The organism is Streptococcus sp. 1055 (assembly GCF_013276815.1).
In the GTDB taxonomy this organism is placed as follows: Bacteria; Bacillota; Bacilli; order Lactobacillales; family Streptococcaceae; genus Streptococcus; species Streptococcus pseudopneumoniae.
The window spans coordinates 1-14,154 of sequence record NZ_VMLT01000033.1 but is presented as its reverse complement, the minus strand read 5'-3'; the positions used below and the strand labels follow the sequence as shown (position 1 = coordinate 14,154).

At 31.9% G+C, this 14,154-nt stretch carries 12 protein-coding genes and 1 other annotated feature; all 12 genes read right to left on the bottom strand.

Going from position 1 to position 14,154, the window contains the following annotated elements; translation table 11 throughout:
- Positions 1-199: 199 nt before the first annotated feature.
- Positions 200-430 (bottom strand) — a binding site (T-box leader).
- Between the two features lie 211 nt (positions 431-641).
- The 12 genes from HT699_RS03600 to pfbA all read right to left on the bottom strand — a co-directional run bounded on the left by HT699_RS03600 (position 642) and on the right by pfbA (position 13,727).
- Entirely contained in the window at positions 642-1,643 is a 1,002-nt protein-coding gene (locus HT699_RS03600) for a LacI family DNA-binding transcriptional regulator (protein WP_000789949.1), read from the bottom strand.
- A gap of 107 nt (positions 1,644-1,750) precedes the next feature.
- Positions 1,751-2,119 carry a hypothetical protein gene (locus tag HT699_RS03595; protein ID WP_000656287.1) on the bottom strand — a complete coding sequence of 123 codons (369 nt, stop codon included), beginning with the start codon at positions 2,117-2,119 and terminating at the stop codon, positions 1,751-1,753.
- A gap of 95 nt (positions 2,120-2,214) precedes the next feature.
- Positions 2,215-2,925: an MgtC/SapB family protein gene (locus HT699_RS03590; RefSeq protein ID WP_000127548.1), complete on the bottom strand. Its 711-nt coding sequence runs from the start codon at positions 2,923-2,925 to the stop codon at positions 2,215-2,217.
- Positions 2,926-2,927: 2 nt separating this feature from the next.
- Positions 2,928-4,619, bottom strand: coding sequence for an iron ABC transporter permease (locus HT699_RS03585; protein ID WP_023932610.1), 1,692 nt, complete (start codon positions 4,617-4,619; stop codon positions 2,928-2,930).
- 11 nt (positions 4,620-4,630) lie between these two features.
- Positions 4,631-5,641, bottom strand: coding sequence for an ABC transporter ATP-binding protein (locus HT699_RS03580; protein ID WP_023932608.1), 1,011 nt, complete (start codon positions 5,639-5,641; stop codon positions 4,631-4,633).
- A 103-nt stretch (positions 5,642-5,744) separates the two neighbouring features.
- Positions 5,745-6,812 (bottom strand): extracellular solute-binding protein, encoded by a 1,068-nt coding sequence (locus HT699_RS03575; protein WP_000738377.1) that lies wholly within the window; start codon positions 6,810-6,812, stop codon positions 5,745-5,747.
- A gap of 24 nt (positions 6,813-6,836) precedes the next feature.
- Positions 6,837-7,496 carry a DUF1868 domain-containing protein gene (locus tag HT699_RS03570; protein ID WP_000793811.1) on the bottom strand — a complete coding sequence of 220 codons (660 nt, stop codon included), beginning with the start codon at positions 7,494-7,496 and terminating at the stop codon, positions 6,837-6,839.
- A 179-nt stretch (positions 7,497-7,675) separates the two neighbouring features.
- Entirely contained in the window at positions 7,676-8,686 is a 1,011-nt protein-coding gene (galE, locus tag HT699_RS03565) for a UDP-glucose 4-epimerase GalE (protein ID WP_000996560.1), read from the bottom strand.
- Between the two features lie 12 nt (positions 8,687-8,698).
- Positions 8,699-10,174 (bottom strand): UDP-glucose--hexose-1-phosphate uridylyltransferase, encoded by a 1,476-nt coding sequence (gene galT / locus HT699_RS03560; protein ID WP_023932602.1) that lies wholly within the window; start codon positions 10,172-10,174, stop codon positions 8,699-8,701.
- Positions 10,175-10,186: 12 nt separating this feature from the next.
- Positions 10,187-10,828, bottom strand: coding sequence for a phosphate uptake regulator PhoU (locus HT699_RS03555; RefSeq protein WP_000945329.1), 642 nt, complete (start codon positions 10,826-10,828; stop codon positions 10,187-10,189).
- Positions 10,829-10,885: 57 nt separating this feature from the next.
- Complete coding sequence (locus HT699_RS03550) at positions 10,886-11,632, bottom strand: protein phosphatase 2C domain-containing protein (RefSeq protein WP_172934101.1); 747 nt, start codon at positions 11,630-11,632, stop codon at positions 10,886-10,888.
- Positions 11,616-13,727 (bottom strand): multi-ligand-binding adhesin PfbA, encoded by a 2,112-nt coding sequence (gene pfbA / locus HT699_RS03545; protein WP_166730616.1) that lies wholly within the window; start codon positions 13,725-13,727, stop codon positions 11,616-11,618. Before pfbA ends, HT699_RS03550 begins: the two co-directional genes overlap by 17 nt.
- Positions 13,728-14,154 lie beyond the last annotated feature (427 nt).

The window sequence follows — 14,154 nt, the reverse complement described above, 5'->3', positions numbered from 1 at the left end:
GGCTAGTTTCTTAGTTTGCTCTTTGATTTTCATTGAGTATTACTAGCTTTTTTCGTATTAGTCCGGCCTTTTTGTTTGCTTTTAGTAGTAGGCAAGGAGCTGTAGATAGAACTCAAGTTCATCAAAGCGACTTAAGGCCCTAATAAAAGATAAACAAAATGACGGATAGAAAAAAGCCCACACACGGAATCTACTTCCATGTGAGGGCGTTGGTAACGCGGTGCCACCTCAATTATAAAGGAACTATCTCCTTTACATCTCTGCCTTGTCTAACAACAAGCTGCACTGTAAGGTGTGCGCACCGAATTTTCATTGTTTCAAATTCATTTTCAAAATCAGCCCACTTTCACTACTTCCAACCACCTATTCACAACCACCACAGGCTCCCTGAAGATCAAAAATAGTTACTTTTCTGATTTGTTGAACTTATTTTAATACTTTGTTTTTTCTTTGTCAAGACTTTTTTACGATTTTTTTGAAAATATCATTCGAATGTGACCATGTCTTCCTTAAATCGAACATGAACATGTCCCACTTGTTAGAAATTGGATCCAACTCAATAGAAACTGAATGGAGGCTAAACAGAACTTATTTTAGAACACTCCATCTTTTCCACTAGGATTTTCAAGAATTAAACAATACTAGAAACTCTGTCTCCTAACAAATTTAGGAGAAACTTCAACAGATGTGACACTTTCCCCTTTAATAATTGCTAAAACACCTTCTATCATTTCTTTAGCCAATTTAACATAATTGGGAGCAATTGTAGACAAAGCTGGAGTATAATACTGAGAAATAGGAATATTATCAAATCCAATGATAGAAATATCATCTGGAATAAGAATTCCTTTCTCATAGCACGCACGAATCAAGCCCTGAACCTTTTCATCTCCTGAAACAAAAATAATGTCCGGATAATTTTGGGTAGTCAAGTGCTGCATTGCATAAGAATAAACTGAATCAATTGTAGATAAGCCATAAATGACTTTTAAATCCATAAAGTAATTTTTATCATTCAGAAAAGAACGCACACCTCTTTCACGATCCTTATTAACATGGGATTCTCCTCCCATAAGCAACCACATATTTTTAAATTTTTCTTCAGTTACAGCTTTCATCATATCATAAGTAGCTTGAAAATTATTATTAGATACATAGACTACTCCAGACGTTTGAGATTCACCGAAAACAAGAAAAGGCATATGGTTCTTCTTTAAATACTGAATTCTGATATCATCTACACTTTCATAAAAAACAATAACACCATCTACTAGGCTACCTGTGCTTGATATAATTGAATTACTAATTGTATCCTCCTCTCCAAAGTACTCAACTATAGCATTAACACCAAATTCTTTACACGTCCGTAACACTTTATCTAACAGCGTATGAAACCAAATTAAAGGAAAAGAGTCGATTTTTTTTACAGAAATCAATATATTTATAGCTTCTTTTTTAGTTAAATTTTTTGCATACGCATTTGGAATATACGACAATTCCTCTATAACTTTTTGAATCGCTTGATAAGTTTCTTCTTTAACATTTACTCCACCATTAATAACTCGTGAAACTGTTTTTGGAGAAAAACCTGATAAACGTGCAATATCATAAATAGTTACCTTTTTCCCATTTATATTTTTCATTTCAGTCCTCCATTACGAACATTCTAATATTACTATACAATATTTAATTTTTTTTAACAAGAGAATTTAGTAAATTATTTAAGATCCACAAATTCACAAAATTAATTTTACAAATATTCTTTCCCTTCAAAAAAGTTTAAATTGCATTTCACACCTTTATTTTTAAGAATGTTTCCAACTTCACGACAAATAAATTCATATGAGAAAAAACTGCCATAAAATTGTAGATTAACTTTTTCAGTAAAATGTGTAGGATTTATAAAAACATATAATAGCCTGTCAATGTAACATTTTAACATAGAGTTAATTTTTTCTTTAAAGATAACATTTGTTATCAACTCATCAGGAGGTAAATGAAAGGCAAACACCATTTCACAAATATCATAAAAAGAAATAAATTTGTATACTTGTATCAAACAATTATTATCAAAATATTCTATTTTACCTAAATCAAAATTGATTTTATAATCTTTCATAAAAACCTCTGAGCAAAAATCTACTCAAAAATTAGATGATTAAAACATCTAAAAAACAAAAGGACAAAAACATCTGTCCCTTTGTTTACTAAATTTCAGCTAATTTCTTCGACATAAATAACACCTACAATATTAGCAATTTCTTCCATTAGTTTAAGGTGCTCAAATCTACCTGATAATTCCAGAGTAATAAATGACGCGATTTTTTTGTCTGGAACATCAAAATATTCAATTCTGTCAGAATTAACATCTCCAAATGCAGTTCTAGAATCAGTCATTCTAATGCCATTTTCTGCACAATAAACCAATACACGATTATAGGCTTCTGTAGATTTAACCACTATATACAATTCAATCATTTTAGAACGATTTCGTAGATATTTTTTTAGTGGTTGGAACATGGATATCACACCCCAAACAGAAATGGCTACTAAAAGAGCTCCCTCATAAAAACCTACTCCAATAGCTAATCCAATTCCAGCTGAAGCCCATATTCCGGCTGCAGTTGTTAAACCAGTTATTTTCTTTTTATCTGTAATAAGTATTGTTCCAGCCCCAAGAAAACCAACACCTGATATAACCTGCGCACCTAAGCGTGTAGGATCTCCTGTACCAAATTTATAAGATACGTATTCATTCGTCATCATAATTAAACATGCAGCCAGACAAACAATACTATGTGTACGAATACCTGCTGGTTGAGATTTACTTCCTCTCTCTAAACCAATTACACCACCAATAACTACTGATAAAACAATCCTGACAACTATTTCAATATGTGATAACCCAAGACTAGTGGCTGTCATGATTATTTCCTTACTTTACGCCCCGGTCTTTGTGTGAAGTATAATACAGTTCCAGAAACAATCATCAGAACAATTGTATAAACAAATACCAGAGCTTGTGCATTAGATGTTGCTGTTTCATCACCTGCAGATCGAATCGTAATACCTAATGGTTGAGCTAGGGGATGGTAAAGGAATACAGATAAGTCGAAGTCAGTTAATAAAGAGTTAAAGTTTAAAGCAATAACAGAGAGAACAACCGGTAAAATAAATGGAATGATAACCTTCATCATAGTATAAAAAGGTGAAGCACCCATACTTCTTGCTGCATCTTCCATCTCATCATCAACACTAAATAAAATAGCACGTACCATTCTATAAGAAAATGGGATTTTTACAACTATATATGCAATAAGTAGAATTACCAAACCACCTACCAAAATCTGATTCAAGACAAGAAATTGTGGCTGATTAAAAGTAAATAATAAACTTACTGCTAAAAGTGTACTTGGTAGTAACCAAGGAAGTAGAGCACCATATTCAAATAAGAAATCAAAACGAGATTTATGTTTTCTGACAACACGAGCAAATACAACTGCGAGAATTGTTGCTGTTGTCGCAGCAATAATAGAATAAATAAAGCTGACCAAGAATGGAGAGAATGCCGCACTATTACTAAAGAATAAGCGATAATTTTCTAAAGTAAAGTTTGATAATGTTAAGTTACCTGTTTGAATTGCAACTGGATCTGTAAATGAGTATAATACTATAAAAATTAGTGGAAGCATGAAAACTGTGAACAATCCATATGCTACAATGTGAGCAATGATATTCCAAGGCTTAGACGCAATTTTTTGTTTTTTAAGAGGCGCTTTAGTCTTAGAGATAGAAATATAATTTCCACCTTTTTCTATCTTATTCATGATAGTAAGCAAAATTGTAGTTGCAATACCTAAAATAATTGCAAGTAAGGCAGCTAAATCACGAGAATTCCCCATCCCTGCAAATGTAATAATCATTGGATTTATAGTTTGAAATTCTTTACCACCAACAATCATGGGTGCTGCTACTGCAGATAAACCACTAAGAAAAACCATAATAGTAAGTGCAAATAGAGTTGGAATTAAGGTTGGTAACACTACTTTTCGGAAAACAGTAAATGGTTTTGCTCCCATATTTCGAGCAGCCTCAATAGTGTGATAGTCAACGCTTCGAATTGTATTTGTTAAAAACAATGTATGATTAGCAGTTCCTGAAAATGTCATAATGAATAAGACTGCACCATACCCAATAAACCAGTTAGAGTCTAAAGAAGGGATAACATTTTGTAAAAATTTTGTAATCAATCCATAAGGACCATAGACAAATTTATATCCAGTCGCTAAAACCACTCCTCCATAAATTAAAGAAGTCATATAACCTAATTTTAAAATTTTAGCACCTTTAATATCAAAGTACTCTGTAAATAGAACACAAAGAATACCTACGATATTAACTGTAATAATGAGTGAAAATGCTAACTTAAAACTGTTCATAATACTCTGAAGTGCTCTCTGAGATTTTAGAACACGATGTACAGCATCAAGGGAAAATTCTCCTCCTTTTACAAATACATTCACTACTAGATCAAAGTTTGGATAAATAATAAATGTTACTAAGAACCAGATTAACCCTAAACGAATAAGCCAATCTTTTAAATTTAATTTATGACGCATACTGCACCTCCTTAAAATTGCAGAACGTCTGATGGAGTGATAAATAATTCCACACTTTCTCCGACAGATCTAATAGCAGCCTGACTATCAATACTTGTTACATTAAGAATCTGACTTTCAGAAACTTTTATTGTATAGTGAATTGTAACTCCAGAAAACTCAACATCAATAATTGTCCCTTTTAGAATAAAATCTTGTTCAGTTTCACGATTGAATCGAACTTTCTCTAATCGAATGTATCCTTTTTTATCCTCTAAGAAAACGCTTGTATTTTTCAATAATACTTCGTGGACTGTTTCATCAGTCAAAACATTAATATCTCCAATAAAATCACATACAAATTCAGTTTGAGAATTATGATAAATTTCTACTGGTGTACCGACCTGTTCGATGTATCCATTGTTAAAGACTGCAATTCTATCAGATAAAGTCAAGGCTTCCTCTTGATCATGAGTAACATATAAAGTAGTAATACCTAACTCTTTTTGAAGTCTTTTCAACTCTTTTCTCAAATCTACACGTAATTTTGCGTCAAGGTTTGACAATGGTTCATCTAGACAAAGAATTTTAGGTTCAAGAACCAGAGCACGAGCCAATGCTACCCTTTGTTGTTGACCCCCAGATAATTCTGATACATTACGCTGTAACTGTTGATCAGAGATCTTAATTTTTGCTGCTACTGCTGATACTTTAGCTTTAATAACATCTGGAGCTACCTTCTTAACTTTTAAACCAAATGCAATATTATCAAAAACAGTCATAGTTGGAAATAGCGCATAAGATTGAAATACAATACCAATTCCACGCTTTTCAGGTTCCAAATGAGTGACATCTGTTCCATTAACTTCAATACTTCCTGATGATGGATTTAGAAAACCTACCAAAGCTCTCAAAGTAGTTGATTTACCACATCCTGAAGGCCCAAGAAAAGTAAAGAATTCCCCTTCATGTATATCTAAATTCAGATTATCAATTGCAACAAAATCACCATATTTAATTTGAATATTATCAAATTTAATCATCTCACTAACTCCCTCTATCACTAAAACCAAAAGCCTCTCTTTATTTCTTCCATAAATTTAGAAATAATAGAGAGACTTGGACATAAAAATTAACTCTTATTTCTTATTGTACGTATTCTAATTCAGCTTTTTCTACCCATTCATCCAAATGCTTTCCAACAGCTTCCCAGTCAATATTTTGTGGTTTCACTTGATCAACAAATTTCTTAGTATCTTCTGGTAGATCTTTGAGGGCATCTTTATTTGCAGGAATAGATCCAAAGTTCTTACTATATTCTACTTGAATTTCTGATTGACCAAACCAATCAATAAATTCTTTAGCTAACGCTTGTTTTTTACTAGTGCTTAAAACCATAGTTTGTTCAGTTACAAATGGTACACCGATCTCAGGAGTCATAACTTTGAAAACAACATTTTGTTCTTTTTGTCCAACTAATGCACCAGAACCCCACATCATTCCATATTGTATTGGATCTTCTTTGTCTAACATCTTAACAATTGAACTTTCTCCCTTTTGAAGAGTGTATGCATTTTTCAAATATTCTTTTGCTACTTCCCAACCTTTTTCGGAAACACCTAATTCACCTTTATCATCAAGGTATCGAACTAAGATACTTGCTAGAATTGCACGTCCTGTACCACCTTGAAGACCAGAAATTGAATATTTACCTTTATACTTACTACCTAATTCTGTCCAATCTTTAGGCATTTCTTTTACATCAGGCGCCCCAATTAAAACTAATGGTTGAACAATCACAGGATTATAATAATTATCTTTATCTGATAAAGATTGATCAATTTTATCTAACCATTTAGGCTTGTACTGTACTAGTAATTTTTGATCTCTAATTTTATTTGAATCAACAGCACCAATTCCAAATACCATATCTGCAACTGCATTATTCTTCTCAGCAATAACACGGTCTGCTAATTGAGCGCCAGGGATATCAACCATTTTGATATTAAAACCAGCTTCTTTTGCTTTAGCAGTTAGCCAATCACCACGACCATTTGAGACTGAGTTCGAATAGATTACTAATTCTTGACTTTTATCAGCTTTTTCTTCAGATGAAGAAGCAGTCGTAGAATTTGAACCTCCAGAGCAAGCAGCAAGTGTAGTAAGAGCAACTCCCGTTGCAAGTACAGTAGACCAAACTTTCATTTTTTTCATGATAAGTTCTCCTTTTTTATTATTTTATTTAAATTTTTCGTGATATGGAACAAATTGTCTCATATCTTCAAATACAGTATAGTCAATACGGTTTACAGTAATAGTTGGAATCTTCTCTAATAAAATTTCAGTTAATTCTGCTCTGACTTTAGTAAACTCTTCTTCCTCCTCTTCGGTTAAAGGAATTCGAAGATACCCAATTGAAATATGGAATTGATATCTATCATGATTAGGGAAACGAACACCTGCTTTTTCTGAGACATAAGTACGAATTTCTTCTAATCTCTTTGCAGAAGCTTCATCTGCAGGTTCAACTAATATGTTTTGTTTTCCCATTTCAGTTACACGCATATGAATTTCTTCATCCAACAATGGAAAAATTTCAAGTTGTTTAGCAAAGTAATCATGTATTTCCTGTAAAGGTGTATCTAGAGGAAGATTACTGCTCCAAAACTCCGTTTCACGATTTTCATGGCACAACAATTCAATTACAGTCATGTGAATAGAATTCCTTGGAGTTAAAGTGAACTTATCGATAAATGGTAATTCTCTATAACGTGATTGAATAATATCAACAACTTCCATCAAATCTTGTTTAGTATAAAGATTTGCTACAACTGTATTCCCAGGGAAATGATTAAATTCCCCATTCTCTTTGAACTTAATTTTTGTTAAGTTTTTCATATAAAGACCTTCTTTTTTATATTTGACATCGGTGTCATCATGTTTACATTATACAATGAAACCGTTTCCTTTGTCAAGCGCTGTCAAACATTTTTTTTAATTTATCTTTCATTAAATATACATTTCATTAAAAGGTTAAGTAATTTTTCCAAAATACAGCACTCATATAGACAGTATCATCAATTATAGCCATTGGGATTTTTTGATTGCCAATTCCATGTATCTCTACACATGTCTTCAATCGATTTTGTTGTTCTCCAATTTAATTCCTTATATGCTTTGTCTGCATTTGCATAACAAGTTGCAACGTCTCCTGAACGTCTTGGAACTATTTTATAAGGAATAGGGATCTTATTAACACTTTCAAATGTATTTACAAGTTGTAATACACTAGTGCCTTCTCCCGAGCCTAGGTTATAGATATAAACATCTGTTTTTTCAGATACTTTTTCTAAAGCTTTTATATGTCCTATTGCTAAATCTACTACATGGATATAATCACGCACACCAGTACCATCAAGCGTATCATAATCATTTCCGAACACACTTAGCTCTGACAGCTTACCTACCGCTACTTGTGCAATATAAGGCATCAAGTTGTTAGGAATTCCTGAGGGATCTTCCCCAATAAGCCCAGACTCATGAGCACCAATTGGATTGAAATAACGAAGCAACGCAATACTCCATTCTGAATCTGCCACATGAACATCTTTTAAAATTTGCTCAAGCATCACTTTCGTATACCCATAAGGATTTGTCGCACTTGTTTGCATCGTCTCAATTAGAGGTGACTGATTGTTAATTCCATATACAGTCGCACTTGAAGAAAAGACAATCTTTTTAACATTAAATTCTGACATCACTTCAACAAGTGCCAATGTACTCATAATATTATTTTTGTAGTACATCACAGGCTTTTGCACGGATTCTCCGACAGCTTTATAACCTGCAAAATGAATTGCAGCATCAATCGATTCTTGTTCAAATACCTTTCTCAATGCTTGTTTATCACAAACATCTAATTCGTAAAACACAGGACGTATTCCTGTAATTGCTTCAATACGGTCTAGCACCAAGATGCTAGAATTCGAAAGGTTGTCGACAATGATAACTTCCTTTCCTAAATTTAGTAATTCTACTACGGTATGGCTACCAATATAACCAGCTCCGCCTGTTACCAATATTGCCATTTGGGTTTCCTCCTAATTAATTCCAACCGACTTAACAAATCTCATAAACGCTTCATGTCCAGATGAAGTATTCTTATAAACACCTGCATCTTCTAGGACTCTCGCAAATGCTTGTCCTACTTCGTGTTGAACTACGCTATTAACCTCTTCTTTTTTAATGTTAGGATATTTTTCTTTCAATTGGTCGGCCCATTCTAAATGATAATCCGCAATTGCGTTTTCCTCTCCTAAAAGATATTTTCCAACTTCTTCTAACTCTGGTTTCAAACGAGGTGGTAATATCGCAAGTCCCATCACTTCGATTAATCCGATATTTTCCTTTTTAATATGTTGTACATCTTGATGAGGATGGAAAACACCATCTGGGTATTGTTCAGTAGTATGATTATCTCTTAGAACAATATCTAATTCATATCTCCCGTCCACTTTACGAGCAATAGGAGTCACCGTATGGTGTGGGACATCTTCAGTCATAGCAATGATGTCTACTTCTAAATCTGAATATTCTCTCCACTTATTTAGAATTTTAGTAGCTAAATCTAACAAGCGATTTTTATTTTCACTTTGTAACCTAATTACTGACATTGGCCATTTTACAATACCAGCATTAATATCCTCAAAGTCTTTAAAACGAAATTCACTCTCAAATTTTGCTTTTTCCATTGGGAAAATATATTTCCCTCCCTGATAGTGGTTATGACTAAGAATGGAGCCTCCTGAGATAGGAAGATCAGAATTTGAACCAGCAAAATATCCTGGCAAAATATCAACAATCTCCAATAATTGTTCAAATGTTTTAGAGGTAATAGCCATTGGTACATGTTGACTATTCAAAAATATCGCATGCTCATTAAAGTATGAGTAGGGAGAATACTGGAATCCCCATACTTCGTCACCAAGTTTCAACCGAATAATTCTATGATTCGAACGTGCTGGATAATTTATTCGCCCCTGATATCCTTCATTTTCCATACATAGTAAACATTTGGGATAATTAGTTGCTTTTACTAATTTTTCAGCAGCAATTGTTTTTGGATCTTTTTCGGGTTTTGACAAATTTATCGTAATCTCTAGCTCTCCATATTTAGTTGATGCTCTAAACTCAATATTCTTAGCAATAGCAGAAGTTTTAATATAATCACTATCTTTACTTAACTTATAAAATTCTTCAACTGCTTCTTGAGGTGATATATCATATGAACTCCAAAAAATATCATTTAATCGACTAGGTAAAGGAACTATGAAATTCATTAACTCTGCTCCTAAACATTCCTTTTCCTCGATTAAATCTTTAATTTTACCGTTTTTTAAGGCGATTTCCACTAAGTAATCTTTTATTTGTTTCAGGTCATTTTCATCGGAAATGCGATCAGTTCCCTCCTCACCTATTAACGCTAATACTCTATTTTTCACATATATTTTGTCAATTTCATTATACATTCCGTATTCAATTACTCTATCAACAAAATTATCAATAATTGTTTTCATATATTTTTCTTTCTAATTTATGTTCCCATATTTTCTATACATTATCCATTTATAAATTGCTTGCGTAGTATGAGCAATTTTATCAAGGTGATGAATAATATCTAAAGCACCAATTACTTCAGAAACATTCCCATCATCTTCAAATATGTAATTCATTATTTTCTTTTCAATATTTATACTAAGCTCTTCTATCTCATTCTGTTTTTGTATAACAACCATATCTAAACATCCAGATTGTTCCTCTCTATAACAAGATATAGCCCTATTCATATGCTGTCCGATAACTTCATGAAGTATTTTTATTTCTGAAATAATTTTCTTCAAATTTTCATTATTTTGAATAATCTGTAGATTTTTTAAAATTTCAACAATTCTATCCCCAATACGTTCAATGTCAGTTGATATTTTTATTACACTAATAATTCTTCTTAAGTCATATGAAACAGGATGTTGTAAACAAATTAACTCAAATCCTTTTTTATCAATATTTAGAACTGACTCATTTATGATTAAATCTTCTTTAATCAATTCTACTCGTTCTTCATTTGATAAATATTCAAATAACTTCTCATATTTATCAAGCACAGATACCCAAATGGTCTCTAAATTATTTGATAATTCTATAATTTCATTTTCTAAATATAACCTTAACATTTAGGTACCTCTTCTTAACAAAGTTCAATAGTAACAATTAATATTTTAAACAATATATCAAACATCAATAACTAGAATACTTGCATCATCCTTCTTTCCATAGATTGGATCAATAGCAGAAGAATTAAATCTCATCTTAATTAACTCTTCAAAAGTTTTATTTTGATTATTTTGATAGAATTCATAAAAGCCATCGCTCATTAAAACAATTTGTTCACTAGTAACATCTATTTGATTAATAATAGCATGGTCTAAAAATCTCTCATCCAACGAACCTATCCAGTACCCACTCGGTTGATTAGATAATTTTCTGATTTTTTGTAAAATAATTTTTTTATTTAAAACACTATTTGTACCAATTGAATCTTTTATCTCATTTTTCCCTTTTTCAAATAAGTTATCTACTCTATGATCAGTTATTTCCATTTCGTTTACTAACATGACGCAGTCACCTAGCATCATATACTCCAACTTTTTTTCTGAAAGTTTAGCAAATATAAAAGCAAATGTTGGTAAGCGATAATACTCTGTTAATTCATATGAGTTTAAACCGATTTCATCTTTACCCTCGAGTAAAGCAGTTTCAAATATTTGTTTAAGAGTTTTTGATTCTTTACAATTAACCGACAAACTTTTTGATAAAATATGTACAACTTCTGAGACTGAATAACCTATCTCCTCTTTAGAATTATATAAATCTGTAGCTCCATCAATAATCCAAAAATACTGATTTTGTGAACCTACAGCATCCTCATTTTCTACGGAACTTCCTTGTATCGAACAAATTTTATTTATCTTTACCATAATACTTCAACCCTTTTAGTGTCAAAAGTAAACCAATTCCTGTCACTGTTAAGAATAGTTCCATAATCTTGTTCGAACCAGTCTTTGGTAATTTTTGTTTTACATCTACTATTTCTTTAGATTTATTAATATGATTTTCAGTTTCTCTGCCATCTCCAACTATTTTATAGTTTACTTCTTCTGTCTTATTATCTTGTTTATTGTCGATCTTGTCATTCATTTGTCTATTATCTTTACTTGAGTTAAACTCTCCGTTCTTCTGGTTACTATCAATTACATTATTTGAATTAGATTGTTTTTCCTCTTTGTTTTTATCACTTAAATTATTTGTTACAATTTTGTAAAGCCCATTCTCCGTTACAATATTGAAATTACCATCGCTATCACGTATAACAGGTTCTTTCTCATTTGCATTAGATTTGATGAATGATATATACTTACCGGATAAATTATAAAATTGGTTATTTAAAACGGTTATTTTACCCTTTGAATCCTCAATAACAATTCCTTCTTTACCACCGAATATACTATTCTCTGAGACTACTAAATTATCACTAACTCGTAATAATTCAATATTTGGTTGTTCTGTTTCCTTAGAATTATTATTAATTACATTTTTTGTTACAGTAATATCTGATACTTTTCCTAAATATTCTGCACTATCTTTTGCAACTCGTATCGCTTTTGTTTTAGGATCGGCAATATTAAATATATTTTCGGCGATAACCACCTGTTTATTTAAATCTAATAGGTCTTTAGTGTTTTTATAGCTATAAGCATTTACTAAAGCTGCTCCGCTTTCTCGATAATGTACACTCTCTCCTTTAACTTTCTTATCAAAGCGATTTCCTTTGATTAATACATCAGTGAATCCTGTAAAACGTACACCTGCATACATCATGTTATCAAAATGATTATTTAAAATTTTAATATTAGAGGGGTTCTGTGTCGACAATGTTTGATAGTGTGTGCCAATTGCTGTTACTAATTCCCCAGATTTATCACTTTTGCCAAAATATGAATTTTGAATAGTAACATTTTCAGATTTTTTCCCATCATCATTCAAAGCATAAGGAAAACCTTTTCTAGTCAATGGTTCAATCTGAATACTCTCCTTACTTATAATTTGCCCATCTTTCATAGTTTTAGGTAAAGCTTGACCAAGAAAACGAGAATTATCGACTAATACATTCTTCGAACCTGCAATTTGAATAGCATGCCCTTGATAACTATCCTTGAATGTTACATTTTTTATAGTTACGTTATTTGAATTCCCAATAGCAAATGCACCTGAAGAATTTATAAGTGGTAGATTTTTTGCTTTAGTTCCTTCTTCATTCAAAGCACCGTTCATATCAATAGTACCACCAGAATAACTAATATCTTCTGTTGGGCCCCATTCTACTTGCGCACCATCATCCGTAAATAAACCTGTCATAAAAACAATGGAAGGGTGATTCTTAATATTTATACCATTTAGAATTGTAGCTTTCTCATTCAATTCTAAGTGTGTATGACTTTTAAAAAAAACAATTTCTTTTACTAAATAAGTTCCTTCAGGAAAATATACATTTCCTCCACCTAGCCCTTGAGCTGCAGCATCTATTGCATCTTGAATTGCTTGTCGATCATCATGAATCCCATCACCTACCGCACCATAATCTTTTACACTTAAAGCAGTATCTTCAAATTCTTTTTTGATAATTCTGTCACTTATAACATCTTCCTTATAACTCTTATTTTCATTAGTAGATGTTACTGTAGATTCAACTGTTCTGTTGTCTAATTGTGAATTGGAACGAATAGTACCATTAGAGCTGATACTATTAACACTTAACGAATTATCTAAACCATTAGTGGTTGAATTAGAGGCAATCATTTCAGCAGAACGATTCTGATTAACAGTTGGTGAATTATCTAAATCATTAGTAATTGCATTAGAAGACTCTTTTGTAGCCATCGGTGAAGAACTAGTAACAACTTCATCCGATAAAATACCTTGGCTTCCCAAAATTGAAATTGCCAATAGTACCGAGCAAGTCCCCACCTTTAATTTACGAATACTGAATACCTCATTAGGAACAAAATATTTCATCAGAACCTCCAATTTTTTTACTATTTTTAACAATTGATTATTACTTTTCTTAAAATAGATAGAATGACACCGCTGTCATTATCTTTATCATATATTTTCCAAATTGAATTGTCAAGGAATAACACAAGAAAATATTAAAATTTATACTCTTCGGAAATCTCTTCAAACTAGGTCAGTGCCGCCTTGCCCTAAGTCTAGGTTACTGACTTGGTCAGTTCTATAGTAGATTGAAACTAGAATAGTACACCTCTACTTATAAAACATTGTTAGAAATCGATTTGTCCTGTTATTATTTCATTTTACTATAATGGATTAAATTAAAAAAGTATAGTGTATTGAATCTATAACAGTCCATCTTGACTGCTAAAATATTTCTATAAATTAATTTGACTTTTCTGATAGAGATGTTCACATCTTATTTCAATTC

Excerpts from the sequence above, each read along its gene's own strand:
- HT699_RS03600 (WP_000789949.1), bottom strand. The coding sequence starts at position 1,643 with ATGAAAAATATAAATGGGAAAAAGGTAACTATTTATGATATTGCACGT.
- HT699_RS03595 (WP_000656287.1), bottom strand. The coding sequence starts at position 2,119 with ATGAAAGATTATAAAATCAATTTTGATTTAGGTAAAATAGAATATTTT.
- HT699_RS03590 (WP_000127548.1), bottom strand. The coding sequence starts at position 2,925 with ATGACAGCCACTAGTCTTGGGTTATCACATATTGAAATAGTTGTCAGG.
- HT699_RS03585 (WP_023932610.1), bottom strand. The coding sequence starts at position 4,619 with ATGCGTCATAAATTAAATTTAAAAGATTGGCTTATTCGTTTAGGGTTA.
- HT699_RS03580 (WP_023932608.1), bottom strand. The coding sequence starts at position 5,641 with ATGATTAAATTTGATAATATTCAAATTAAATATGGTGATTTTGTTGCA.
- HT699_RS03575 (WP_000738377.1), bottom strand. The coding sequence starts at position 6,812 with ATGAAAAAAATGAAAGTTTGGTCTACTGTACTTGCAACGGGAGTTGCT.
- HT699_RS03570 (WP_000793811.1), bottom strand. The coding sequence starts at position 7,496 with ATGAAAAACTTAACAAAAATTAAGTTCAAAGAGAATGGGGAATTTAAT.
- galE (WP_000996560.1), bottom strand. The coding sequence starts at position 8,686 with ATGGCAATATTGGTAACAGGCGGAGCTGGTTATATTGGTAGCCATACC.
- galT (WP_023932602.1), bottom strand. The coding sequence starts at position 10,174 with ATGAAAACAATTATTGATAATTTTGTTGATAGAGTAATTGAATACGGA.
- HT699_RS03555 (WP_000945329.1), bottom strand. The coding sequence starts at position 10,828 with ATGTTAAGGTTATATTTAGAAAATGAAATTATAGAATTATCAAATAAT.
- HT699_RS03550 (WP_172934101.1), bottom strand. The coding sequence starts at position 11,632 with ATGGTAAAGATAAATAAAATTTGTTCGATACAAGGAAGTTCCGTAGAA.
- pfbA (WP_166730616.1), bottom strand. The coding sequence starts at position 13,727 with ATGAAATATTTTGTTCCTAATGAGGTATTCAGTATTCGTAAATTAAAG.